At 61.3% G+C, this 21,827-nt stretch carries 31 protein-coding genes; 21 read left to right on the forward strand and 10 right to left on the reverse strand.

The genetic code is table 11. The annotated features are described in order from the left end of the window. Position 1 precedes the first annotated feature (1 nt). The 19 genes from rpsQ to rplQ all read left to right on the forward strand — a co-directional run bounded on the left by rpsQ (position 2) and on the right by rplQ (position 9,140). Entirely contained in the window at positions 2-265 is a 264-nt protein-coding gene (rpsQ, locus tag DK842_RS10490) for a 30S ribosomal protein S17 (RefSeq protein WP_021478361.1), read from the forward strand. Between the two features lie 208 nt (positions 266-473). Beyond that, positions 474-842: a 50S ribosomal protein L14 gene (gene rplN, locus DK842_RS10495; protein WP_011137723.1), complete on the forward strand. Its 369-nt coding sequence runs from the start codon at positions 474-476 to the stop codon at positions 840-842. Between the two features lie 9 nt (positions 843-851). Beyond that, positions 852-1,166 carry a 50S ribosomal protein L24 gene (gene rplX, locus DK842_RS10500; RefSeq protein ID WP_011137722.1) on the forward strand — a complete coding sequence of 105 codons (315 nt, stop codon included), beginning with the start codon at positions 852-854 and terminating at the stop codon, positions 1,164-1,166. A 9-nt stretch (positions 1,167-1,175) separates the two neighbouring features. After that, positions 1,176-1,715: a 50S ribosomal protein L5 gene (gene rplE / locus DK842_RS10505; RefSeq protein ID WP_043627125.1), complete on the forward strand. Its 540-nt coding sequence runs from the start codon at positions 1,176-1,178 to the stop codon at positions 1,713-1,715. 4 nt (positions 1,716-1,719) lie between these two features. Next, positions 1,720-2,025, forward strand: a complete 306-nt coding sequence (rpsN, locus tag DK842_RS10510) for a 30S ribosomal protein S14 (protein ID WP_103903478.1) — start codon at positions 1,720-1,722, stop codon at positions 2,023-2,025. 15 nt (positions 2,026-2,040) lie between these two features. After that, positions 2,041-2,436 carry a 30S ribosomal protein S8 gene (gene rpsH, locus DK842_RS10515; RefSeq protein WP_114061419.1) on the forward strand — a complete coding sequence of 132 codons (396 nt, stop codon included), beginning with the start codon at positions 2,041-2,043 and terminating at the stop codon, positions 2,434-2,436. 9 nt (positions 2,437-2,445) lie between these two features. Further along, positions 2,446-2,979: a 50S ribosomal protein L6 gene (rplF, locus tag DK842_RS10520; protein WP_114061420.1), complete on the forward strand. Its 534-nt coding sequence runs from the start codon at positions 2,446-2,448 to the stop codon at positions 2,977-2,979. 13 nt (positions 2,980-2,992) lie between these two features. After that, positions 2,993-3,346 carry a 50S ribosomal protein L18 gene (gene rplR / locus DK842_RS10525; RefSeq protein ID WP_114061421.1) on the forward strand — a complete coding sequence of 118 codons (354 nt, stop codon included), beginning with the start codon at positions 2,993-2,995 and terminating at the stop codon, positions 3,344-3,346. Positions 3,347-3,359: 13 nt separating this feature from the next. Further along, positions 3,360-3,878, forward strand: coding sequence for a 30S ribosomal protein S5 (gene rpsE / locus DK842_RS10530; protein WP_071109264.1), 519 nt, complete (start codon positions 3,360-3,362; stop codon positions 3,876-3,878). Then, positions 3,871-4,056: a 50S ribosomal protein L30 gene (rpmD, locus tag DK842_RS10535; RefSeq protein WP_043627110.1), complete on the forward strand. Its 186-nt coding sequence runs from the start codon at positions 3,871-3,873 to the stop codon at positions 4,054-4,056. Before rpsE ends, rpmD begins: the two co-directional genes overlap by 8 nt. A 3-nt stretch (positions 4,057-4,059) precedes the next feature. Beyond that, complete coding sequence (gene rplO, locus DK842_RS10540; RefSeq protein WP_047238189.1) at positions 4,060-4,491, forward strand: 50S ribosomal protein L15; 432 nt, start codon at positions 4,060-4,062, stop codon at positions 4,489-4,491. Between the two features lie 11 nt (positions 4,492-4,502). Further along, positions 4,503-5,822, forward strand: coding sequence for a preprotein translocase subunit SecY (secY, locus tag DK842_RS10545; protein WP_114061422.1), 1,320 nt, complete (start codon positions 4,503-4,505; stop codon positions 5,820-5,822). Between the two features lie 23 nt (positions 5,823-5,845). Continuing rightward, positions 5,846-6,064, forward strand: coding sequence for a translation initiation factor IF-1 (infA, locus tag DK842_RS10550; protein WP_031296780.1), 219 nt, complete (start codon positions 5,846-5,848; stop codon positions 6,062-6,064). 37 nt (positions 6,065-6,101) lie between these two features. Continuing rightward, positions 6,102-6,215, forward strand: coding sequence for a 50S ribosomal protein L36 (gene rpmJ, locus DK842_RS10555; RefSeq protein ID WP_011137711.1), 114 nt, complete (start codon positions 6,102-6,104; stop codon positions 6,213-6,215). Positions 6,216-6,298: 83 nt separating this feature from the next. Next, positions 6,299-6,661 carry a 30S ribosomal protein S13 gene (gene rpsM, locus DK842_RS10560; protein ID WP_114061423.1) on the forward strand — a complete coding sequence of 121 codons (363 nt, stop codon included), beginning with the start codon at positions 6,299-6,301 and terminating at the stop codon, positions 6,659-6,661. Between the two features lie 17 nt (positions 6,662-6,678). Beyond that, positions 6,679-7,074, forward strand: a complete 396-nt coding sequence (rpsK, locus tag DK842_RS10565) for a 30S ribosomal protein S11 (protein WP_011137709.1) — start codon at positions 6,679-6,681, stop codon at positions 7,072-7,074. An 18-nt stretch (positions 7,075-7,092) separates the two neighbouring features. Then, positions 7,093-7,713, forward strand: a complete 621-nt coding sequence (gene rpsD / locus DK842_RS10570) for a 30S ribosomal protein S4 (RefSeq protein ID WP_114061424.1) — start codon at positions 7,093-7,095, stop codon at positions 7,711-7,713. A 23-nt stretch (positions 7,714-7,736) separates the two neighbouring features. After that, positions 7,737-8,720, forward strand: coding sequence for a DNA-directed RNA polymerase subunit alpha (locus tag DK842_RS10575; RefSeq protein ID WP_043627098.1), 984 nt, complete (start codon positions 7,737-7,739; stop codon positions 8,718-8,720). A gap of 24 nt (positions 8,721-8,744) precedes the next feature. Then, positions 8,745-9,140 (forward strand): 50S ribosomal protein L17, encoded by a 396-nt coding sequence (rplQ, locus tag DK842_RS10580; protein ID WP_103903487.1) that lies wholly within the window; start codon positions 8,745-8,747, stop codon positions 9,138-9,140. A gap of 91 nt (positions 9,141-9,231) precedes the next feature. Here the strand turns inward: rplQ and DK842_RS10585 are convergent, their stop codons facing one another. Together DK842_RS10585 and DK842_RS10590 are read right to left on the reverse strand one after the other, a co-directional pair. Beyond that, positions 9,232-10,146: a glutaminase gene (locus tag DK842_RS10585; protein ID WP_114061425.1), complete on the reverse strand. Its 915-nt coding sequence runs from the start codon at positions 10,144-10,146 to the stop codon at positions 9,232-9,234. A gap of 33 nt (positions 10,147-10,179) precedes the next feature. After that, a complete protein-coding gene (locus tag DK842_RS10590) occupies positions 10,180-10,977 on the reverse strand; it encodes an MOSC domain-containing protein (protein ID WP_114061426.1) in 798 nt (265 codons plus the stop codon). A 380-nt stretch (positions 10,978-11,357) separates the two neighbouring features. Between DK842_RS10590 and DK842_RS10595 the strand changes: the two genes are divergently transcribed. Both DK842_RS10595 and DK842_RS10600 read left to right on the forward strand, forming a co-directional pair. Beyond that, positions 11,358-13,235 carry a methyl-accepting chemotaxis protein gene (locus DK842_RS10595; RefSeq protein WP_114061427.1) on the forward strand — a complete coding sequence of 626 codons (1,878 nt, stop codon included), beginning with the start codon at positions 11,358-11,360 and terminating at the stop codon, positions 13,233-13,235. A gap of 175 nt (positions 13,236-13,410) precedes the next feature. Then, positions 13,411-15,054, forward strand: coding sequence for a methyl-accepting chemotaxis protein (locus tag DK842_RS10600; protein ID WP_114061428.1), 1,644 nt, complete (start codon positions 13,411-13,413; stop codon positions 15,052-15,054). A gap of 65 nt (positions 15,055-15,119) precedes the next feature. Here the strand turns inward: DK842_RS10600 and lnt are convergent, their stop codons facing one another. From lnt to DK842_RS10640, 8 genes are all read right to left on the reverse strand, one after another. Beyond that, the gene (lnt, locus tag DK842_RS10605) at positions 15,120-16,610 is read right to left on the reverse strand and encodes an apolipoprotein N-acyltransferase (RefSeq protein WP_114061429.1); all 1,491 of its coding nucleotides are present in this window, start codon (positions 16,608-16,610) and stop codon (positions 15,120-15,122) included. A 62-nt stretch (positions 16,611-16,672) separates the two neighbouring features. Further along, complete coding sequence (locus DK842_RS10610) at positions 16,673-17,524, reverse strand: HlyC/CorC family transporter (protein WP_114061430.1); 852 nt, start codon at positions 17,522-17,524, stop codon at positions 16,673-16,675. 3 nt (positions 17,525-17,527) lie between these two features. Further along, positions 17,528-18,034 (reverse strand): rRNA maturation RNase YbeY, encoded by a 507-nt coding sequence (gene ybeY / locus DK842_RS10615; protein WP_114061431.1) that lies wholly within the window; start codon positions 18,032-18,034, stop codon positions 17,528-17,530. Next, positions 18,021-18,980, reverse strand: coding sequence for a PhoH family protein (locus DK842_RS10620; RefSeq protein ID WP_114061432.1), 960 nt, complete (start codon positions 18,978-18,980; stop codon positions 18,021-18,023). Before DK842_RS10620 ends, ybeY begins: the two co-directional genes overlap by 14 nt. Further along, positions 18,977-19,648: an HAD family hydrolase gene (locus DK842_RS10625; protein WP_114061433.1), complete on the reverse strand. Its 672-nt coding sequence runs from the start codon at positions 19,646-19,648 to the stop codon at positions 18,977-18,979. Before DK842_RS10625 ends, DK842_RS10620 begins: the two co-directional genes overlap by 4 nt. Then, positions 19,645-19,932: a YciI family protein gene (locus tag DK842_RS10630; protein ID WP_114061434.1), complete on the reverse strand. Its 288-nt coding sequence runs from the start codon at positions 19,930-19,932 to the stop codon at positions 19,645-19,647. Before DK842_RS10630 ends, DK842_RS10625 begins: the two co-directional genes overlap by 4 nt. 79 nt (positions 19,933-20,011) lie before the next feature. After that, positions 20,012-21,346, reverse strand: a complete 1,335-nt coding sequence (gene miaB / locus DK842_RS10635; RefSeq protein WP_114061435.1) for a tRNA (N6-isopentenyl adenosine(37)-C2)-methylthiotransferase MiaB — start codon at positions 21,344-21,346, stop codon at positions 20,012-20,014. 31 nt (positions 21,347-21,377) lie between these two features. Beyond that, positions 21,378-21,758, reverse strand: a complete 381-nt coding sequence (locus DK842_RS10640) for a hypothetical protein (protein WP_114061436.1) — start codon at positions 21,756-21,758, stop codon at positions 21,378-21,380. Between the last annotated feature and the right edge of the window lie 69 nt (positions 21,759-21,827).

A 21,827-nucleotide genomic window follows, 5' to 3' on the forward strand; every position in this document is an offset into this window, starting at 1 on the left:
GATGAGCGAAACCAAAGTAGTACGTACGCTGACCGGTGTTGTGGTCAGCGACAAGATGGATAAGACCGTGACCGTTCTGGTCGAGCGCAAAGTCAAGCACCCGATCTACGGCAAGATTATCCGTCGCTCCAAGAAGTTCCACGCGCACGACGAAAACAACGAGTTCAAGGCAGGCGATCTGGTGATCATCAGCGAGTCCCGCCCGCTCTCGAAGACCAAGTCGTGGGTGGTAACTGGCCTGGTTGAGAAATCTCGTCAGGTATAAAGCTTGCAGAGGGCTGCGTCCCTCTGTATAATGGCCATCTCCTGCGCTCCATCTGCGCAGGAGTTCCGCCCTTACGGGGTCCAAAACTGGCCGTTTGACACGCCACAGAATGATCTGTGGCGTTTCCGCTGTTCGAGTCTGGCGAAATTGCCCAGGCTAACGGCAGTGGAAAGTGACGGATAAAGTTGGATTAGAAAGGTAATCTCAAATGATCCAAATGCAGACCATGCTTGAGGTCGCTGACAACACCGGTGCGCGTCATGTGCAGTGCATCAAGGTGCTGGGTGGCTCCAAGCGTCGCTATGCTAGCGTAGGTGACATCATCAAGGTGAGCATCAAGGATGCCGCTCCGCGTGGTCGCGTCAAAAAAGGCGACGTATACAATGCGGTCGTGGTACGCACTGCCAAAGGCGTGCGCCGTCCGGATGGCTCTTTGATCAAGTTCGACAGCAATGCTGCCGTTCTGCTCAACAACAAGCTTGAGCCGATCGGCACTCGTATCTTCGGGCCCGTTACGCGTGAACTGCGTACCGAACGCTTCATGAAGATCGTATCGCTGGCTCCTGAAGTGCTGTAAGGAGGTCACATGCGCAAAATTCGTAAAGGTGATGAAGTCGTAGTAATCACCGGCAAAGACAAAGGCAAGCGCGGTACCGTCCTGCGTGTTCTGGAAACCAAGCTGGTCGTGGAAGGCGTCAACGTCGCCAAGAAGCACCAGAAGCCGAACCCGGTACGTGGCGTAGCTGGTGGCATCGTTGAGAAGACCATGCCCATTGACGCTTCTAACGTCGCGATTTTCAATCCGGCAAGCCAAAAGGCTGACCGCGTAGGCTTCAAGGTTCTTGAAGACGGCCGCAAGGTGCGCGTGTTCAAGTCCAGCGGCGAAGTTATCGGCGCCTAAGGAGCAAACATGGCACGTCTCTACGATTTCTACAAAGACAGCGTAGTGCCGGAACTGATGAAACAGTTCGGCTACAAGTCGATCATGCAAGTTCCGCGTATCGAGAAGATCACCGTGAACATGGGCGTGGGTGAAGCTGTTGCCGATAAAAAGGTAATGGAATTCGCCGTGGGCGACCTGGAAAAGATCGCCGGCCAGAAGCCGGTCGTCACCACCGCTCGCAAGTCCATCGCCGGCTTCAAGATCCGCGACAACTACCCGGTAGGTTGCAAGGTGACTCTGCGTCGCGAACGCATGTACGAGTTCCTGGACCGCCTGGTCACCATCGCGCTGCCGCGCGTTCGCGACTTCCGTGGTGTGTCTGCCAAGTCCTTCGATGGCCGCGGCAACTACAACATGGGCGTTAAAGAACAGATCATCTTCCCGGAAATCGAGTACGACAAGATCGATGCTCTGCGTGGTATGAACATCACTATCACCACCACGGCGAAGACTGACGAAGAGGCCCGCGCTCTGCTGGCCGCGTTCAAGTTCCCGTTCAAGGGTTAAGCACATGGCACGACTTGCACTGATTAACCGTGAAGAGAAGCGCGTCAAGCTGGCAAACAAGTTCTCTGCCAAGCGTGAGGCCCTGATCGCCACCATCAACAACCAGAACCTCTCGGAAGAAGAGCGTTTTGCCGCCCGTCTGCAACTGCAGCAACTGCCGCGCAACGCTTCCCCGGTACGCCAGCGTCGTCGCTGCGCCGTGACCGGTCGTCCGCGTGGTGTGTTCCGTAAATTCGGTTTGGGTCGCAACAAGCTGCGTGAGATCGCCATGAAGGGTGAGATTCCGGGTGTTGTGAAGGCCAGCTGGTAATAGGAGACACATAGAATGAGCATGCACGATCCTATTTCCGATATGTTGACCCGCATCCGCAACGGCCAACACGCTTCCAAAGTCAAGGTTTCCATGCCTTGCTCGAAGCTGAAGGTTGCGCTGGCGCAGGTGCTGAAAGAAGAAGGCTACATCGAAGACTTCGCCGTTGCCGGCGAAGAGAAGAAGCCTGTTCTCGATATCCAGCTCAAGTACTACGCTGGCCGTCCGGTGATCGAGCGCATCGAGCGCGTATCCCGTCCTGGCCTGCGCGTGTACAAGGGCTCCACCGAAATCCCGAAGGTCATGAACGGTCTGGGCGTGGCGATCCTGTCCACTTCCAAGGGCGTGATGACCGATCGCAAAGCGCGCGCGGCCGGCATCGGCGGCGAACTGCTCTGCGTCGTGGCGTAAGGGGGTCAAATGTCTCGCGTAGCTAAGAATCCGGTAGCCATTCCGGCCGGTGTCGAAGTGAAGTTCGGCGCCGCAGAAGTGACTGTGAAGGGCGCCCTGGGCTCCCTGAGCACCGCTCTGTGCAACGACGTGGAAGTGAAGCTGGACAATGGCCAGCTGACTTTCGCCGCCAAGAACGACAGCAAGTTCGCTCGTGCCATGTCCGGCACCCTGCGCGCGCTGCTGAACAACATGGTGAACGGCGTATCCAAGGGCTTCGAAAAGAAGCTGCAGCTGGTGGGCGTGGGTTACCGCGCTCAGGCTCAAGGCGATACCCTGAACCTGTCTCTGGGTTTCTCGCACCCGGTGGCTCACAAGATGCCCGCTGGCATCAAGGTTGAGACCCCGACTCAGACCGAGATCTTGGTCAAGGGCGCTGACAAGCAGCTCGTGGGCCAGATCGCAGCCGAAATCCGCGCTTACCGTTCGCCGGAGCCTTACAAGGGCAAGGGTGTTCGTTACGCCGATGAGGTTGTGGTTCTGAAAGAAACCAAGAAGAAGTAACTGAGGCACTGACATGGACAAGAAACAGACTCGACTCCGCCGCGCACGCAAAACCCGTGCCCGGATCGCGGAGCTCAAGATGGTGCGTCTCTCTGTACACCGCACCAATAGCCACATTTATGCCCAGATCATCGACGAGACCGGCAACAAGGTTCTGGCCAGCGCTTCGTCGCTGGAAGCCGATGTTCGCGCCGCGATGGCCAATGGTGGCAACGTGGCGGCCGCAGCCGTGATCGGCAAGCGCATTGCCGAAAAGGCAAAGGCCGCTGGCATCGAGCAAGTCGCTTTCGACCGTTCCGGTTTCAAATACCACGGTCGCATGAAGGCACTGGCTGACGCCGCTCGCGAACACGGCCTCGTATTCTAATTCGGAGTAAAGAATGGCTAAGCACGAAATGGAAGATCGCGGCGACGGTCTGGTCGAGAAAATGATCAGCGTCAACCGCGTCACCAAAGTGGTCAAGGGCGGCCGTATCATGGCTTTCTCCGCCCTGACCGTGGTTGGTGATGGCGACGGCGGTATCGGCATGGGTAAAGGCCGTTCCAAGGAAGTTCCGGTTGCCGTACAAAAGGCGATGGAACAAGCCCGCCACAACATGGTTAAGATCCCGCTGAAGAACGGTACCCTGCAGCACACCGTCATCGGCAAGCACGGTGCCACCACCGTCTTCATCCAGCCTGCCAAAGAAGGTACTGGCGTGAAGGCCGGCGGCCCGATGCGCGCGATCTTTGACGCAATGGGTGTTCACAATGTTTCGGCCAAGATTCACGGCTCCACCAACCCGTACAACGTGGTGCGTGCGACCCTGAACGGCCTGAGCAACATCAACACCCCGGCGCAAATCGCCGCCAAGCGTGGCCTGAGCGTCGAGGACATCCTGGGGGTGGGTCATGAGTAACGCCAAGACTGTCAAGGTCACTCTGGTAAAGAGCCTGATCGGTCGCCTGGAGTCTCACAAGGCCTGCGCCCGTGGTCTGGGTCTGCGTAAGATCCGCCAGACCGTAGAAGTGCTCGATACCCCTGAAAACCGTGGCATGATCAACAAGATCAGCTACCTGCTCAAATTCGAGGGCTAAGAGATGCTGCTGAACACCGTACAACCGGGCGTCGGCGCCAAGCATGCCAAGCGCCGTGTCGGCCGTGGCATCGGCTCCGGCCTGGGCAAGACTTGCGGCCGCGGCCACAAGGGTCAGAAGAGCCGTGCCGGTGGTTTCCACAAGGTGGGCTTCGAAGGCGGTCAAATGCCGCTGCAACGTCGTTTGCCGAAGCGCGGCTTCAAGTCGCTGACGGCTCGCTTCGTTTGCGAAGTTCGCTTGTCCGAACTGAACCTGCTGCCGGTCGATGAAATCGATCTGCTGGCTCTCAAGCAAGCCGGTCTGGTGTCCGCTCAGGCGCAAGTTGCCAAAGTGGTCCTGTCCGGCAAGGTTGAGCGCGCGGTCAAACTGCGTGGTATCAGCGTTACCGCTGGCGCCCGCGCTGCCATCGAGGCTGCCGGCGGCAGCATTGAATAAGGCATAAATTTGTGGCGAATACTTCTCTAGTGGCCAATGCCAATAAGTTTGGTGATCTGAAGCGTCGTATCTGGTTCCTGATTGGCGCGCTGATCGTTTATCGCATCGGCGCCCATATTCCGGTTCCGGGTATCAACCCTGCCGAACTAGCGAAGTTGTTCCACGCACCGCAGACGGGCCTGCTCGACATGTTCAACATGTTCTCGGGCGGTGCCCTGTCGAGGTTTACGGTATTTGCCCTGGGCATCATGCCGTACATCTCGGCTTCCATCATTCTGCAGCTTGCGGCCGAGGTTATGCCTAGCCTGAAGCAGCTGAAGAAGGAAGGCGATGCGGGACGTCGCAAGATAACCCAGTACACGCGTTATGCCACTGTCGCGCTCGCAACTTTCCAAAGTTTCGGCATCGCGGCGATGTTGTATAAGCAGCCTAATCTGGTGATGACTGCTCAGTGGGAGTTTTATCTGACAACCGTGGTGTCCCTGGTCACCGGAACCATGTTCCTGATGTGGTTGGGTGAACAGATCACCGAGCGGGGTATCGGCAACGGTATCTCTCTGATCATCTGCGCGGGTATTGCTTCGGGTGTTCCCGGGGCGATTGGTAAAACCCTGACTCTGGTTAGTCAGAATAGCTTGTCCATTCCGTTTGCTATCCTGCTGTTTGCCGCGGTGGCGCTGGTTACCTTTATCGTTGTGTACGCCGAGCGCGGTCAACGAAAGGTGCTGGTCAACTACGCCAAGCGCCAGGTGGGCAATCGCGTCATGCAGGGCCAGAGCACGCATTTGCCGCTCAAGCTCAACATGGCGGGGGTGATTCCTCCGATCTTCGCCTCCAGCATCATCCTGTTCCCGGCCACCATTCTTGGTTGGTTTGGCCAGGGTGAGCACATGGCTTGGTTGAAGGGCGTGGCCGACAAGCTGCACCCGGGTCAGCCGATCTATGTGTTGCTGTACGCGGCGGCGATCATCTTCTTCTGCTACTTCTACACGGCGTTGGTATTCAACCCGAAGGAAACGGCGGACAACCTGAAGAAGAGCGGGGCGTTCATCCCGGGCATCCGTCCAGGTGAGCAGACTTCTCGTTACATCGAGAAGATCATTCTGCGGCTGACGCTGATCGGTGCGATCTACATCACGCTGGTCTGCCTGTTGCCGGAGTTCCTGATCCTGAAGTGGAACGTGCCGTTCTACTTCGGTGGTACGTCGCTGCTGATTCTGGTCGTGGTGACGATGGACTTCATGGCGCAGGTTCAGTCCTACGTGCTGTCGCATCAGTACGAGAGCTTGCTTAAGAAGGCCAACTTCAAAGGCAACGCCCTTACCCGCTGACATACGAGTTGACACTGGGTTATATGGCTAAGGAAGACACTATCCAGATGCAGGGCGAGATCTTGGAAAATTTGCCCAGCGCAACTTTCAAGATCAAGCTTGAAAATGGACACGTGGTACTCGGGCATATCTCTGGGAAGATGCGGATGCATTACATCCGCATCCTGCCAGGCGACAAGGTGACTGTGGAGTTGACTCCATACGATCTGTCCCGGGCCCGCATTGTGTTCCGTGCGAAGTAACGCATTCGCTCTTTTTTGGATTTGAAAGGATCTGAACATGCGAGTACAGCCTTCTGTAAAGAAGATTTGCCGTAATTGCAAAATCATTCGTCGCAATCGCGTGGTACGCGTGATCTGCACGGACCCGCGTCACAAGCAAAAGCAAGGCTAACATTTGTTAGTCTTCGATTTGCGTGATACAATCGCAAACTTTTCAAGGTCTTATTTCAAGGTCTTAAGGCTTAAGGAAAGAGTATGGCCCGTATTGCAGGGGTAAACATCCCCAATCATGCGCATGCCGTTATCGGCCTGCAGGCAATCTTCGGCGTCGGTCAGACTCGCGCGCAGCACATTTGTGCCGCAGCCAGCGTGAATCCCTCCACCAAGGTGAAGGATCTGACTGAAGCTGAAATGGAAGCTCTGCGTGATCAAGTGGCTAAGTTCACTGTTGAAGGTGACCTGCGTCGCGAAATCACCATGAGCATCAAGCGTCTGATGGACATGGGCTGCTACCGCGGCTTCCGCCATCGTCGCGGCTTGCCGTGCCGCGGTCAGCGCACTCGCACCAATGCTCGCACTCGCAAGGGTCCGCGCAAGGCGATCGCCGGCAAGAAGTAAACTAAGGAACACAGATAATGGCTAAAGCAAACACAGCTGTCCGTGTACGTAAAAAAGTGCGCAAGTCTGTTAGCGAAGGCATCGTGCACGTGCACGCTTCGTTCAACAACACCATCATCACTATCACCGACCGTCAAGGCAATGCACTGTCTTGGGCTACCTCTGGCGGCGCTGGTTTTAAGGGCTCGCGCAAGAGTACACCCTTTGCCGCTCAGGTAGCCGCAGAGCACGCTGGTAAAGTTGCCCAAGAATATGGTGTGAAGAACCTCGAAGTTCGTATCAAAGGCCCGGGCCCGGGTCGTGAATCCGCTGTTCGCGCACTCAACTCGCTGGGTTTCAAGATCACCAGCATCTCCGACGTGACGCCGGTACCGCACAACGGTTGCCGTCCGCCCAAAAAACGTCGTATCTAATTCGGAGAGTGTGAGAACATGGCACGTTATATTGGCCCGAAGTGTAAGCTCGCTCGTCGTGAAGGCACCGACCTTTTCCTGAAGAGCGCGCGTCGTGCACTGGATTCCAAATGCAAACTGGACGCGGCTCCTGGTCAACACGGCGCCCGTCGCGGCCGCCTGTCCGACTACGGCGTCCAGCTGCGTGAAAAGCAGAAAATCCGCCGCATCTACGGCGTACTCGAGCGTCAGTTCCGCAACTACTTTGCGGAAGCTGTGCGCCGCAAGGGCTCCACGGGTGAAAACCTGCTGAAGCTGCTTGAGTCCCGCCTGGACAACGTTGTATATCGCATGGGCTTTGGCTCCACTCGCGCCGAAGCGCGCCAGCTGGTTAGCCACAAGGCTATCGTTGTGAACGGCCAGGTTGTGAACATTCCGTCCTACCAGGTTAAAGCCGGTGACGTAGTGTCCGTCCGCGAAAAGGCCAAGAAGCAGGCTCGCATCGTCGAAGGCCTGGCTCTGGCTGAGCAAGGTGGCTTCCCGTCTTGGGTGTTGGTTGACTCCAAGAAAATGGAAGGCACTTTCAAATCCGCTCCGGAACGTTCCGAACTGTCTAGCGATATCAACGAACAACTCGTTGTGGAATTCTACTCCAAGTAATCGCTAGCTCTTAGGGAATGACTATGCAAAACAGCGCTTCGGAATTTCTGAAACCTCGTCTGATCGATGTTCAGCCGGTTTCCGCCACTCACGCTCGCGTGTCGATGGAACCGTTCGAGCGCGGCTACGCCCATACGCTGGGCAATTCGCTGCGCCGCATCCTGCTGTCGTCGATGCCGGGCTATGCTCCGACCGAAGTGACTATCGCTGGCGTTTTGCATGAGTATTCCGCGCTTGATGGCGTGCGGGAGGATGTCGTCGACATCCTTCTCAACCTCAAGGGCGTAGTGCTTAAGCTGCATGGTCGCGACAGTGTCGTGCTGACCTTGAAAAAGGAAGGCGAGGGCGCTGTCTTGGCTAGCGATATCGAGCTGCCGCATGATGTGGAAGTGATCAATCCGGAACACGTGATTTGTCACATCTCCGCAGGCGGCAAGATCGACATGGAGGTCAAGGTGGAGAAGGGCCGCGGCTATCAGCCGGTGTCCGTTCGCACCAGCCATGACGACAACCGTTCCATCGGTACCATCCAACTGGACGCTTCCTTCTCGCCGGTTCGCCGCGTGAGCTTCGCTGTGGAAAGCGCCCGTGTGGAACAGCGTACCGACCTCGACCGCCTGGTTCTCGACATCGAGACCAACGGCGTGATCGAGCCGGAGCAGGCTGTGCGCAACGCAGCCCGCATCCTGATGGATCAGCTGTCGATCTTTGCCGACCTCCAAGGCACAGCGGTTGAAGAAGTCGTTGAAAAGGCGCCGCCGATCGATCCGATCCTGCTGCGTCCGGTAGACGATCTTGAACTGACGGTCCGTTCGGCCAACTGCCTGAAAGCAGAGAACATTTATTACATCGGCGATCTGATCCAGCGCACCGAAACCGAGCTTCTGAAGACTCCGAACCTCGGCCGCAAGTCGCTGAACGAGATCAAGGAAGTTCTCGCTTCCAAGGGCCTGACTCTCGGCATGAAGCTCGAGAACTGGCCTCCGGCTGGTCTGGAAAAGCCGTAAGTTTGAGACTAAAGGACATTAACAATGCGTCATCGTTACAGTAATCGTAAACTGAACCGCACGACCAGCCATCGTCTGGCGATGCTGCGCAACATGGCCAACTCGCTGCTGAAGCACGAAGCAATCGTGACCACGCTGCCGAAGGCCAAGGAACTGCGTCGTGTGGCCGAGCCGCTCATCACGCTCGGCAAAAAGCCGTCTCTCGCCAACCGTCGTCTGGCGTTCGACCGCACCCGTGACCGCGAAATCGTGGTTAAACTCTTCGACGTGCTCGGCGCGCGCTACGCTACCCGCAATGGCGGCTACGTGCGCATCCTGAAGTACGGTTTCCGCAAGGGCGACAACGCCCCGATGGCTCTGGTTGAGCTGGTGGACCGTCCGGAAGAATCCGTTGCCGTGGAAGACAACTCCGCCGAGTAATCGACGAAGTTGCCGAAAGAAGCCAGCTCTCAGGAGCTGGCTTTTTTCATGCCTGATAAACGGCTCCGCTCGCGCGGGGCCGTTTTCGCGTTCAGAAGATGGAAAGACCGGTGGCTGTGGTGAAGCGGTCCAACGCCTCCAGGCCGAGCACGGAGTTGCCGCGCGCATCCAGTTGGGGACTCCACACCGCGATGCTCATTTTGCCCGGAATGACGGCCAGCAACCCCCCGCCGACGCCGCTCTTCACCGGTAGGCCGACGCGGTAGGCGAATTCTCCGGCGGCGTCGTAAGTGCCGCAGGTGAGCATGACGGCGTTCACCTGTTTGGCTTGGCTGCGGGTCAGGTAATGTCGCCCGGTTTGGGGCGAGGCGCCGTGGTTGGCCAGGAACAGGCCGGCGCGGGCCAACTCGCGGCAGCTCATCGCGATGCTGCAGTTATGGAAGTACTGGTTGAGCACGGTTTCTACCGGCTGTATCAGGTTGCCGTAGCTTTTCATGAAGTGGGCCAGCGCGGCATTGCGGTCGCCGTGCTCGCGTTCGGAGGCGGCGATGGTCTCATCGGCAGACAGCGCGGCATTGCCGGATTCCGCGCGCAGCCAAGCGAGCAGGTGGGAGTGGGCGTCGCCGAAGTGCCCGATGGCGCGGTCGGTGACCACCAGCGCCCCGGCGTTGATGAAGGGGTTGCGCGGAATGCCGTGCTCGTATTCCAACTGCACCAGCGAATTGAAAGGATTGCCTGATGGCTCTTTGCCGACGTGGCGCCAAAGCTTCTCGCCATCGGCTTGGAGCGTCAGCGCCAGCATGAAGGCTTTGCTGATGCTTTGAATGGAGAAGGCGACATCGGCGTCGCCGCAGGCGTATTGCCGGCCATCCAGCGTTTGGATGGCGAAGCCGAACTGGCGTGGCGGCACCGACGCCAGCGCCGGGATGTAATCGGCCACCTTGCCCTGGTCGTAGAAGGGCAAGGTTTCTTGCCGGATATCTTCAATGAGTGCTTGCAGATTCATTGACAGATTGTAAGCACTTGCCGGCAGCCCAGTCTAGAAGCTGTAATGCTGTTCCAGAACCTCCACTGTCGCATCCAGTTCAAGCACCCCTGCGTTGCGTGCGCGCAAATTCATGCCGAAGCAGACGCCTTCCTCAAGGCGGCGGGTGCGAACCAGCGTCTGCAGCGGTTCGCCATCAGGACTTTTCTCGCCGGAGTCCGGGTTGACGGTGGTCAGCACGCAGCGCGCGCAGGGCTTCATCACGTCGAACTCCACCTCGCCGATGCGAATGAGCTGCCATTCGTCCTCTTCCCAAGGATACGCGCCGGTCACTACCAGATTGGGGCGAAAGTGGCGCAGGGTGACAGGGGAGGAAAGTTGACGGTTCAGATCGTCCAGCGAGGCCTGATTGACCAGCAGGAAGGGGTAGCCGTCGGCGAAGCTCATTTTTTCAGGTCCGCCCTTGAAGGCGCGGTTGGATTGGGCGCCCAGCCACAGCAGCCGACAGTCGCAGCCGAGCAGGTCGGCGAACCAGGCGTCGACACGCTCGTCTCCGTGCCAGGCCTGGAAGCCGTCTTTCCAGACCTGGGCTGGATGCGGGCGGGTATAGACGGTGGCCATCGCGAAGATGGGTGGTTTATCCGCCGCGTGCAGCAACACGCCGCCGGGCAGCAGCTCCGCGCGGACGGTCACCAGCCGGGGATGGGCGCGCGCGGTGATTTGTTGGCCATCGGGTGTGACCAGCAACCATTCTCGATCATGGAGCAGCCCGAGTTCGCCTGCGTAAGCGCGCTCGAAGGCGACGCCGCGGCAGGACTTCACCGGGTGGACGAACATGGCGCTCAAATGCATGGCGGTCTCCGCTGTCTTGTGTGGCGGCATGCTAGCACGATGCGGCTGGCATTGGGGGGAGTTCGGCATTTTCAAAGCGTGACTGAAAATGCTGCCGGCAAGTTGTAACGTTGGCATTGCATATCTGTGATCGGCAATTTACATTTGGATACCACGTATGCATTGTCCGACTGTCGCGTCATGATGGGCGCGAGAGGTCGAGTCGGGCGATAAGCGGTGCGGCATTGCCATGAAATTACAGTAGAGAGGGAATCTCGCGTTGAGCTTTGTGCGGATACGGACTAAACCAGAGTAGTGCGGGAACAAGACAATAGCGCCGATTGCCGCGGCCAAGCGGCAAAGTCGGCCTTGCAAGTGATTGGGGATGAGGAGGAAGTGCAATGCGTTCTTTGCGTGTCAAATTGATCGCAGTGATAGCCCTGCTGCTGGTATTGCTGGGCGCAGTGATTACCGTGCTGGTTTATGGCCAGATGCGTAATGAGATCGTCCGCGGGGTGGACAACGAACTGAGCGGCACCTCCAAAGGCTACTCCGCGCTGGTGAGCAGCTGGTACAAGAGCAAGGTGGGCGTGGTGATCGCCGCCAATCCGCTGGTGGGCACAGCCGATCCGCGGCCGACGTTGGCGCGGATGAGCCAGGCGGGCGGCTTCGACATGACTTATATCGGCACCGCCGATCATGTGATGATCCGTTCCGACATGAAGCCGCAGCCGCAGGGCTACGATCCGGTGGCCCGCCCTTGGTATCAGCAGGCGGCGGCGGCCGGCCAGCCTGGCGTCTCCGATCCCTATGTCGACTTCGACACCAAGAAGCTGGTGGTGACCTTCGTGTCCCCGGTGAAGGACGGCGGCGCGCTGAAGGCCGTGGTGGGCGGCGACATCTTCATCGACGACCTGGTCAAGACCGTGTTGTCGGTCAAGCTGCGCGGCAACGGCTATGCCTTCCTGGTGGACCGCAGCGGCAAGGTGATCGCCCACCCGGACGCCAGCCTGACCTTGAAGCCCTTGTCCGAAAAGGTGCCTGAACTGACCGGCGGCCGTCTGACCGAGCTGGCTACCGACACCAAGATGGCCACCATCAGCATTGGCGGGGAAGACAAGCTGGTCGAGGTGCAGCCGGTGGAAGGCACCAATTGGCTGCTGGGCGTGGTGACCGACGAGTCGGTGGTCACCGGGCCGCTGAACACTCTGCTGTTGACCGTGGCCGGCATCGGCGCCTTGTGCGTGGTGATCCTGATCCCGGTGGCCAGCGTGCTGCTGAGCAAGATGCTGGCCGGTCTGGGCCGCCTGCGCAACGCGATGCTGGAGATCTCCCAGGGCGAGGGCGACCTGACCCGCCGCATCGAGGTGACGGGCCAAGACGAAATCGCAGAGACCGCCACCGCGTTCAACCGCTTCGTCGGCCAGTTGCAGAAGATGTTCATCGCGGTGAAGGAAGAGGCGGAGCGGGTGACCGGCGGCGTGGAGAGCGTGACCCAGACCGTGGACAAGGTGGCGCACGACTCGCGGCAGATCGCCGACGTGTCCAGCTCCAACGCGGCGACGCTGGAGGAAATCACCGTCAGCATCTCGCACATCGCCGACGCCGCGCGCGAAGCGGACGGCCTGGTCAACCATACCGGCCAGGTGTCGAGCGAGAGCGCGCACGGCATGCAGCAGATTTCTCAGGAAATGAACAGCACGGTGGAGGCGGTGAAGGGTTTGTCCAGCATGTTGTCCTCGCTGGATCAGCGGTCGCAGCAGATCAGCGGCATCACCAACGTGATCAAGGACATCGCGGACCAGACCAACCTCTTGGCGCTGAACGCGGCGATCGAAGCGGCGCGCGCCGGAGAGATGGGCCGCGGCTTCGCGGTGGTGGCCGACGAAGTGCGCAAGCTGGCTGAGCGCACCGGCCAGGCCACGGTGGAGATTTCCGGCATGGTCAGCACCATCCGCGAGGAAACCAGCCAGGCGGTCAGCAATATGCAGCGCACCGTCAGCTCGGTGGATGGCGGCGTGGAGCTGACGCTGGGCGCGGTGGAGCGCATCGAGCAGATCCAGAAAGCGATGGAGGAGGTGATGGCCAAGATGAACGAGATCACCCTTTCCACCAGCGAGCAGCACAAGGCGACCACCTTGATCGCGCAGAGCACCGAGCAGATCAACGGACGCATCGTCGACAGCGACGACGCGCTGCAAACCGTGCGCGACACGCTGTCCGAGTTGTCGCATTCTGCCAGCAGCATGCGGCAGCTGTTCTCCAGCTTCCATGTCTGAGCCTTGCGCATGGCGAACAGCCCGGCTTGGCCGGGCTTTTTCTTGCCCGCGGCGCAGAGACTTGATCCGAATGGGCAAATCCGCGTGGCGGGGCGCGTCGGCGGTTCCTAGAATAAGTTACGAGTGCGAATATCAAAATAAGCACGGATGCATCGGGTTGGGGAAGGAGCGGGAAATGGCAAATATAGGCTTGAGCCTGAAGGCGCGGCTTGTCGGCTTGATGGCGTTGATGGTGGTAGTGGTGTGCGGCTTGGGCGTGGTGTCGGTGTACAACCAGCGCTCGGTGATGCTGCAAGACCGGCAGGACAAGGTGCGCAACCTGGTCGAGAGCGCGGTGGGCCTGGTCTCCAGTTACGAGAAGATGGTGGAGGAAGGCAAGCTCAAGGAGGCGGACGCCAAGCGCATGCTGTCCAAGGCCTTGAGTTCGATGCACTACGAGAAGGCGGATTACTTTTTCGCCTACGACTCCGACTGGAACTATGTCGCCCACGGCGCCAAGCCGGGGTTGATAGGCAAGAACCTGGCCGGGGTGAAGGACCCTAACGGCATCGAGCTGAAAACGCTGTTCCAGAATGCGATTTCCTCGCCAGGAGGCGGCGGCTATGGCGAGTATGTTTGGAGCAAGCCTGGTTTCGATACGCCTCAGCCCAAGATTTCCTATGTCACCACCACGCCGAAATGGCACTGGATCATAGGCACCGGCATTTATCTGGACGATGTGTCCGCCGCGTTCCGGCATGAGCTGTTGTGGCTGGGCGGCGTGCTGAGCGTGGCGCTGCTGGTGCTGCTGGGCATGGGCGGCATGATACTGCGCAATGTGCTGAGCCAGCTCGGCGCCGATCCCCAGGATACGGTGGCGGTGGTCAAGCGCATCGCCGCCGGCCAGCTGGGCGAGGAGGTCATGGTGCGCCCGGGAGACGAAGACAGCCTGATGGCGGCGGTGGGCGCGATGCAGCGTGAGCTGGAGCGGCTGGTGCGCGACATCGTCGCCGGCGCCAACAAACTGTCTCAGGTCAGCAGCGAAGTGACCGGCGAGGCAGAGGCGGTGGGGCGCGGCTCCGAACAGCAGAGCGCGGCGGCTACCGCGATGGCGGCCTCGATCGAGGAACTGACCGTCAGCGTCAACCACATCTCCGACCGCTCGCAGGACGCCCGCAATCTGGCCAACGAGTCCGGCACGCTGTCGAAAAGCGGCGGCGCGGTGATCGCCGAAGCGGTCAGCGAGATGCGCCGCATCAATGACGCGGTGGATCAGACATCGGGCATCATCACCAGCCTGGCGGACAAGACCCAGACCATCTCCACCATCATGCAGGTGATCAAGGACATCGCCGACCAGACCAATCTGCTGGCGCTGAACGCCGCGATCGAGGCGGCGCGCGCTGGAGAGATGGGCCGCGGTTTCGCCGTGGTGGCGGACGAGGTGCGCAAGCTGTCCGAGCGCACCGCGCAGGCGACGCAGGAAATCGCCAGCATGATCCAGGATGTGCAGCAGGGCGCCGAGCATTCCCGCAACAGCATGGAGGAGGCTGTGGCGCGGGTGAAGGCGGGACTGGATCTGGCGGAGCAGGCGGGTTCCGAGATCGCCCGCATCCAGGACAGCGCCAATGGCGTAGTGTCGGTGATTGGCGATATTTCCCACGCCTTGCAGGAACAGAGCGTGGCCAGCCAGACTATCGCCCAGCATGTGGAGCAGATCGCCCACAGCGCCACCAGCAACGCGACCGCCTCCAAGTCGGCGTCACAGGCCATCCACAATATGGACCAACTGGCGGCCAATCTGCGGCAGCTGGTGTCCCGTTTCACGGTGCGGGGTTAAGCGGGGCGGAGAGTATGCTGGGGAAAAAGGCCCGGCCGCGCGGAGCGGGCCGGGCCTTTTCGCGGCTAGTGCCGGCCGCGGCGGCGCCAGCCCAGCGCCAAGGCCAGCGCCAGCAGCGCGAGGCAGCCGGCGACGACCGGCAGATTGCCGGCGCGCATGTACGGCGTCAGGCCTTGCCGGCCTTGGGCGAAGCCGGTCAGCACCTGGGCGGTGAACGGCGCGGCGACGGCGGAGATTTCGCCGTCGGGCCGGATGATGGCGGTCATGCCGTTATTGGTGGCGCGCAGCATGTAGCGGCCGGTTTCCAGCGCGCGCGCCTGCGACAGCTGCAGGTGCTGGCTCATCGCCTCGCTCTTGCCGAACCAGGCCAGATTGCTGACGTTGGCCAGGATGTCGGCGCGGGCCGCGGGGCCGATCAGTTCTTCGCCGAAGCTGTCTTCGTAGCAGATATTGAACGCCACCTTGTGGCCGGCCAGCTGCAGCGGGGCTTGATCTGCGCCGCCGCGGCTGAAGCCGGACAGCGGCATGTCCATGTGCTGGTAGATCCAGCCGATCAGGCCCGGCAGCGGCACGAACTCGCCGAAGGGCACCAGATGGTCTTTGGCGTAATAAGGCATTTGGGGATCGGACAGGGCCGTCACCGCGTTGAGGTAGCCGCGGCCGTCTCGTGTGCGGCGCGGCACGCCGCTGGCCAGCGCCATGCCGGAACGGGAGGCCTCGCCGCGCATCATCGACAGGTAGCCGGAAGGCAGGTCGTCAAGGAACAAGGGCAGCGCGGTTTCCGGCAGGATCATCAGGTCGGCGCGAGTCATCGCCACCTGGCGATAGTAGGTGAGCAGCGAGTTTTCCAGGTTCTCCGGCGACCACTTCAGCTCTTGCGCGATATTGCCTTGAGCCAGCGCCACCGTGATCGGTTTGCCGGTCGGCGTGGTCCATTCCATGTCGCGCAGCCAGAAGCCGCTGCCCCAGACCAGCGCCGCGGCGATCAGGATGCCGATGCGCTGCCGCATGCCGGCGCGCGCCAGCATGGCCAGGGCGCCGGCCGATAGCGCCACCAGATAGCTGACCAGATGGATGCCCCCCAATGGCGCGTAGCCCGCCAGCGGGCTTTCGGTGATCTGGGAGTAGCCGGCGGCGCCCCAGGGGAAGCCGGTCATCACCCAGCCGCGCAGCCATTCGCCCAGTTCCCAAGCGGCGGGGAAGGCCAGCAGCCAGCGCACGCCGGGCCGGGGATCGATGCGGCAGGCCAGCCAGGACGCCAGGCCGGGATACAGCGCCAGATAGGCCGGTAGCAGCAGCACCAGCGGCGCGGCGATCCAGGCCGGCAGGCCGGCCACGTCGTGCAGGCTGTCGTAAATCCAGCGGAAATTGCTGACATAGGCGCCCAGGCCCCAGGCATAGCCCAGCCAGAACGCTCGGCGCGGCTCGCGCTGCAGCAATTCGATCAGCGCCGCCAGGCTGAGCGGCATCAGCCAGAACAAGCGATAGGGGGCGAAGGCAAACAGGGTGAGGGCGCCGGCCAGCGCGGCGGCCAAAAGCAGGATCAGAGTTCGCATGGGGCTTGTTGCAGTGGAAACGGGGAGCGCAGCCGGCGGCGCCGGCTGCATTCAGCATAGCCTTATTCGGCCGCGTCGGCGGAGGCTTGAATGCGCTCCACCAGCAGGCTGTCAAGGCGGCGGCTGTCGGCGCGCAGCACGGTGAAGCGCAGGCCGGCGGCTTCGATCTTCTCGCCGCGCTTGGGCAGGTGGCCGGTCAGCGAGATCACCAGGCCGCCGACGGTGTCGACGTCGTCGTCGGCGTAGTCGGTGCCGAAGTAGTGGTTGAAGTCTTCGATTTCGGTCAGCGCCTTGACGCGGTAACGCTCGTTGCCGCGCACCGGCACGATATCGTCTTCGTCGTCGTCGATGTCGTATTCGTCCTCGATGTCGCCGACGATCTGCTCGATCACGTCCTCGATGGTCACCAGGCCGCAGACGCCGCCGTACTCGTCCACCACCACCGCCATGTGGTTGTGGGTGGCGCGGAAGTCGCGCAGCAGCACGTTCAGCGGCTTGGATTCCGGCACGAACACCGCCGGGCGCAGCACGTTCTTCAGATTGAAGGTGGACGGCGCATGGAAGTAACGCAGCAACTCTTTGGCCAGCAGGATGCCTTGCACGTCATCCTTGCTTTCGCCTATCACCGGGAAGCGCGAGTGGCCGGAATCGATCACGGTGGGCAGGAAGCGGGAGATGGGGTCGTCGATGTTCAGCACGTGCATCTGGCTGCGCGGGATCATCACGTCGCGCACGGTCAGCTCGCTGACCTCCAGCACGCCTTCGATCATGCCGAGCGCCTCGGCGTCGAGCAGGTTGCGCTCGAAGGCATTATGCAGCAGTTCGATCAACTCCTCGCGGTCTTCCGGCTCGCGCAAGAGCATGGTGGACAGGCGTTCAAGCCAACTGGGTCGCGGTTTACTGGGGTCTTCCATTTCTTAGATGTGCTCCTCGTGATAGGGATCGGGATATCCTAGCTGTTTAACGATGACGGTTTCAAGCGCTTCCATCGCTTCGGCCTCTTCGTTCTCTTCGTGGTCGAAGCCTTGCAGGTGCAGCATGCCGTGCACCAACAGGTGGGCGTAGTGGGCCATCAGGTCTTTGTTTTGCTCGGCGGCTTCCTTTTCCACCACCGGCGCGCACAGCACCAGATCGCCGAACAGCGGCAGGCCGGGCACTTGCTCGCCTTCGTTCAGGGCAAAGGACAAAACGTTGGTCGCATAATCCTTGCCGCGATAGTCGTTGTTGAGCTGACGGCCTTCAGCGGCGTCGACGATGACGATGCTGACCTGCGCGGCTTTGACGTCGCGGCGCAGCGCGGCCTGGCAGGCGCGGCGGATCAGCGCCGGCTCCGGCAGGATGGCGGCGTCGCTGCGCACGTCCAGGGTCAATTCCAGCCGCTCGGCCAGGCGGGCCAGCAGCGGATTGCGTTTAGCTTTTTTCATCTTGCTTGCTTTGATAGGTGTCGTAGGCGTCGACGATTTTCTGCACCAGCGGATGGCGCACCACGTCGTTGCTGTTGAAATGGTGGAAATGGATGCCGCGCACCTGGCCGAGGATGCGCTCCACCTCCACCAGGCCGCTCTTCTGATGGCGGGCCAGGTCGATCTGGGTCACGTCGCCGGTGATCACCGCCCTGGAGCCGAAGCCGATCCGGGTCAGAAACATCTTCATCTGTTCCGGCGTGGTGTTCTGCGCCTCGTCCAGGATGATGAAGGCGTGATTCAGCGTGCGGCCGCGCATATAGGCCAGCGGCGCGATCTCGATCAGGTTTTTCTCGAACAGCCGGGTGACGCGGTCGAAACCCATCAGGTCGTACAGCGCGTCGTACAGCGGCCGCAGATACGGGTCCACCTTCTGCGCCAGGTCGCCGGGCAGGAATCCCAGCTTCTCGCCGGCCTCCACCGCCGGGCGCACCAGCACGATGCGCTTGACCGCGTCGCGCTCCATCGCGTCCACCGCGCAGGCCACGGCCAGATAGGTCTTGCCGGTGCCGGCCGGGCCGATGCCGAAGGTGACGTCATGCTGCTGGATGGCTTTGATGTAGCGCGCCTGATTCGGCGTGCGGCCTTTGAGGTCGCCGCGGCGCGTGGCCAGCACCGGCGACTCTTCCTGTTCCGCCGTGTCCTGCTGCTGGCGCAGCTCCACCAGGGTCAGCTGCACGTCGTCTATCGAGATGTCTTGCTCTGCGGCCAGCAGATAGAGCCGGGTCAGCGCCTCCACCGCCAGCTTGGCGGCCGGGCCCTGCGCGCGGAAGGTTTCGCCGCGGCGCTGGACCGCCACGTCCAGGCCGGTTTCAACCTGTTTCAGGTTTTCGTCCAGCGGGCCGCACAGGCGCGACAGCCTGTCGTTGTCCACCGGGTTGAAGCTCAGGGATTCGCTCGTGCTCATGCGTTGTGCAATTGTTCGCTTAATTGTTGAAAAACGGCGGCGTGGCCGCCTGGAGAAACCAAGCGGGCCGCCATGCCCAGCCGCCGCGCCGGTTCGATGTCGCGCTCGGGATCGTCGCCCACCATCAGGCATTCCGCCGGCGCCAGGCTCTCCAGCGCCAGCGCGTGGCGGAATATGCGTTCGTCGGGTTTGGCCGCGCCGGCCACGTCCATGGTGACGACATGGCGGAAATGGCCGGCGATGCCCAGGTGCTCCAGTTTGGCCTGCTGTTGCTCCGCGCCGCCATTGCTGACCACAATGCGGATCAAGTGGCGGGTGGTCTCGAGAAACGCCCGCGCGCCTGGCGTCAGCCGGCGGTGGCGGCGGTAGGCGTCCATATAGGGTTGGAACAGCCGCGCGGCTTCGTCTTCGGCGATATGCGGCAGGCCGAGAAAGTCGCGCAGTCGCTCGTGCCGCTGTTGCGCTATCGTCAGCTCGCCGGCCTCGAAGCGCCGCCAATGGCGGTCGACGCAGGCGCGCCAGCGGCGGAACAGCTCGGTTTCGGATTCGGCGAAACGGGCGGCATGCGGCCCGATGAAGGCGGAAAACGCCTGATGGGTGGCGTGGCTGTCGTCGAACAGCGTGTCGTCCAGGTCCAGCAGCAGGGCCTTGATGCCGCTTGCGTTCATGCTTTCTTCAGGCTTTCCAGCCCGGCGGCCGCCATGCTGGGCGCGAACTCGATGATGTCGTGGCGGGCGACGCCGCCCTTGGCGAACGGGTCTTCGGACAGACGAGCCTCCAGCGCCGCGCGTTCGCCGCTCGCCAGGATGACGCCGCCGTTGCGCGGCACCTTGCGGCCGGATGCCAGGAAAACGCCGTCTGCGTAGCCGCGGTCCAGCCAGGCGGCATGGGCATGCAGTAGCGCGTCCACCTCGGGCAGCGGGGCGATATATTTTAGCGATACGACGAACATCGGCGGTTCTCCGCGTGGCGACGGAACACAGCATACGCCGGCCTGGGCCGGGACGGTAGCGCATCCGCCGCCGGCACGGTCATGCGCTTTCGCTGGTCATCACCTCGCCGGCCAGTGAGTGCGGGAAGGCGGCGGTGATCTTGACGTCTATCATCTGGCCCAGCAGGCGCGGATGGCCGGCGAAGTTGACCACGCGGTTGTTGGCGGCGCGTGCCGCCAGCATGGTGGCGTCCTTCTTCGACACATTCTCCACCAGCACGCGCTGCACGGAGCCGACCATGGACTGGTTGATGGCGAAGCCCTTGGCCTCGATCACCTCGTTCAGCGCCTCCAGCCGGCGCACCTTTTCCGCGTGCGGGGTGTCGTCCTGCAGGTTGGAGGCCGGCGTGCCCGGGCGCGGACTGTAGATGAAGACGAAACTGAAGTCGAACTCGCAGTCGCGCACCAGTTTCAGCGTCTGTTCGAAGTCGGCCTCGGTCTCGCCGGGGAAGCCGACGATGAAGTCCGAACTCAGGCACAGATCGGGCCGGATGGCGCGCAGCTTGCGGATGATGGACTTGTATTCCAGGCCGGTGTAGCCGCGCTTCATCGCCATCAGGATGCGGTCGGAGCCGCTCTGCACCGGCAGGTGCAGGTGGGAGACCAGCTTGGGCAGCCTGGCGTAGCAATCGATGATGCGCTGGCTGAATTCGCGGGGGTGGCTGGTGGTGAAGCGGATGCGCTCCACGCCCGGCACTTCGTGCACGTATTCCAGCAGCAGCGCGAAGTCGGCGATCTCGCCGTCGCTCATCAGGCCGCGATAGGCGTTGACGTTCTGCCCCAGCAGCGTGATTTCCTTGACGCCCTGGGCCGCGAGGCCGGCGATCTCGGTCAGCACGTCCTCGAACGGGCGCGACACTTCTTCGCCGCGGGTGTAGGGCACCACGCAGAACGAGCAGTACTTGGAACAGCCTTCCATGATGGAGACGAAGGCCGCGCCGCCATCCACCTTGGCCGGCGGGATGTGGTCGAACTTCTCGATCTCGGGGAAGGAAATGTCCACCTGCGAGCGGCCGCTCTGCTTGCGGCTTTCGATCAGGTCCGGCAGCCGGTGCAGCGTCTGCGGGCCGAACACCACGTCGACATACGGCGCGCGCTTGACGATGGCGTCGCCTTCCTGGCTGGCTACGCAGCCGCCCACGCCGATGATCAGGTTGGGGTTGGCTTCCTTCAGCGGGCGGATGCGGCCCAGGTCGGAGAACACCTTTTCCTGGGCTTTTTCCCGCACGCTACAGGTGTTGAACAGGATGACGTCGGCGTCTTCCGGGTTGTCCGTCTTGACCATGCCTTCGGCGCTGCCCAGCACGTCCGCCATCTTGTCGGAATCGTACTCGTTCATCTGGCAGCCGAAGGTCTTGATGTATACCTTCTTCATTGCTACTCGGTTTTCCAGCTTGTATTCGGTTTCAGGGTTGGATCTGGGCCTGGCGCTGTTTTTGCGCCGCGATCTCGTCATCGCCCAGTACCCAGATGCGGTTGATGTTGCCTTGCTGATCGAAGGTCACGCCGATGGCGCGGCCTTTCAGAGCGTTCAATTGCCCGCTCAGCAGGAAACGGTTGTGCTCGTCGAACACGCGCAGACCGGGAGACAGCGCGAAATGCTGCGGCTCGGCGGCGATCAGCGCTGACAGCCTCTGCAGCAGCGTGCGGTCGGCGCGGACGAACTCGATGCCCGAGTCGTCAACGTCCGCGAGTTTGCCCATCACCAGGCTGTCGGGCAGCAAGCGGCCGGCCGAGGCGGGCAGGGCAAGGCAGAGCAGTGACAGCGTGGCGATGAATTTTTTCATAGCAATTTGAACGCGTTGCGCGCGATTCTATCATAGCCGGCGGCGGAGCCGGCCAAATGTTTACGGCAT

Source organism: Chromobacterium phragmitis, from assembly GCF_003325475.1.
GTDB lineage: Bacteria > Pseudomonadota > Gammaproteobacteria > Burkholderiales > Chromobacteriaceae > Chromobacterium > Chromobacterium phragmitis.